The organism is Corallococcus llansteffanensis, from assembly GCF_003612055.1.
In the GTDB taxonomy this organism is placed as follows: domain Bacteria; phylum Myxococcota; class Myxococcia; order Myxococcales; family Myxococcaceae; genus Corallococcus; species Corallococcus llansteffanensis.
This window is the reverse complement of record NZ_RAWB01001026.1, coordinates 1-1,363: the sequence shown is the minus strand read 5'-3', so window position 1 is coordinate 1,363 and position 1,363 is coordinate 1. Positions and strand designations below refer to the sequence as shown.

Sequence of the window (1,363 nt, the reverse complement as noted above, 5' to 3'; positions counted from 1 at the left end):
TGTCGGAGGCGGCGGCGGCGTTGGCGGCCTCCTCCACGCGCGGCGCCGTCTGGGCGAGCGAGGCGGCGGAGGTGAGCAGCACGACAGCGAGGGTCAGGGCCTTCATGGTGTGCATCCTTGGGGGTGTTCGTCCTTCTGGAGCATCAGACGGGACGGGGGGCTGCACATTCAACCCCCCCCACCTTGGAGGCACCGGCCCTGCCGCGAGGTGTCAGGGCGTGGCGCCGCGCTTGGAGACGACCTCGCCCTCGGGGGTGACGTCGTAGACGACGGGCACGCCGGTCGCGAGCTCCAGCGCCACCACGGCCTCGCCGGACAGCTTGTCCAGGCGCATCACCAGCGAGCGGTTGGAGTTGCCGTGGGCCACGACGAGCACGTTCTTGCCCTGGCGCAGGTCGCCCGCGATGGCGCGCTCGTAGAAGGGCAGCACGCGCTTGGCCGTCATCTCCAGGGACTCGCCGTTGGGGGGCGGCACGTCGTAGGAGCGGCGCCAGACGTGGACCTGCTTCTCACCGAAGGCCTTGGCGGCGTCCGCCTTGTTGAGGCCCTGCAGGTCGCCGTAGTGCCGCTCGTTGAGGGCCGCGTCGCGGATGACGGGCGGGCGCTGGCCCAGCGTCTCCAGGAGGATGGCGAGCGTCTCCTGGGCGCGGGTGAGGGCGGAGGTGTAGGCGACGTCGAACTTCAGGCCCTTGAGGGCTTCGGCGGCCTTGCGGGCTTCGCCGCGGCCCTGCTCGGTGAGGGGCACGTCCACGAAGCCGGTGAAGCGGTTCTCGTGGTTCCAGAGGGACTGACCGTGACGGACGAGGGCGAGGATGGGCATGGCCCCCCTGCTAGCCCAACCGGGGGCAGCGGGAAAAGAGGCAAGCCCCGTCCACCCGCCCGGCCCGTCGCTTCCCTGTCACGCGGGAGGCGGGGTCAGCCGGTGGGCTGGGACTCCAGGAGCAGCCGGTCGCAGACGGCCGCCACTGCGCTCAGCGTGTTGAACAGGTCCACCATGCCCACCTGGAGGCCCAGGTCGTCCTCGATGCGGTTGGCCAGCATCGTCGCCAGCAGCGAGTTGCCGCCCACCTCCAGGAAGTGGTCCTCCGGCCTCACGACGTCCACGCCCAGCAGTTCCTGCCAGTAGCCCGCCAGCCGCGCTTCCATCGGCGAGGGGGATGCGGTCTGCGCGCTCATGGAGGACTCCTCTTCCAGCAGGGGGGCGATTCGCCGGAAACTGGGGAAAGAAGAACTACCGCGGCAGGTCCGAGGGGTCCAGGGGGCTGATTCGGGGGCTTCCTGGGGGCTTGCCTCGACGGGTGCCCTCCAGGAGCCCGGGCGGCCGGGGGCGAAGTGGCGGCCCAGGGGCCTGGGGTTCCCTGGC

The 1,363-nt window shown here is 71.3% G+C and carries 2 protein-coding genes; both read right to left on the bottom strand.

Features of this window, described 5'->3' with window-relative positions; translation table 11 throughout:
• Positions 1 to 211 precede the first annotated feature (211 nt).
• Positions 212 to 820 carry a 2,3-bisphosphoglycerate-dependent phosphoglycerate mutase gene (locus tag D7V93_RS43055; protein ID WP_120648677.1) on the bottom strand — a complete coding sequence of 203 codons (609 nt, stop codon included), beginning with the start codon at positions 818 to 820 and terminating at the stop codon, positions 212 to 214.
• A gap of 95 nt (positions 821 to 915) precedes the next feature.
• Positions 916 to 1,176 carry a phosphopantetheine-binding protein gene (locus D7V93_RS43050; protein ID WP_120648676.1) on the bottom strand — a complete coding sequence of 87 codons (261 nt, stop codon included), beginning with the start codon at positions 1,174 to 1,176 and terminating at the stop codon, positions 916 to 918.
• Positions 1,177 to 1,363 lie beyond the last annotated feature (187 nt).

Coding starts and splice junctions, on each gene's coding strand:
- D7V93_RS43055 (WP_120648677.1), bottom strand. CDS start 820: ATGCCCATCCTCGCCCTCGTCCGTCACGGTCAGTCCCTCTGGAACCAC.
- D7V93_RS43050 (WP_120648676.1), bottom strand. CDS start 1,176: ATGAGCGCGCAGACCGCATCCCCCTCGCCGATGGAAGCGCGGCTGGCG.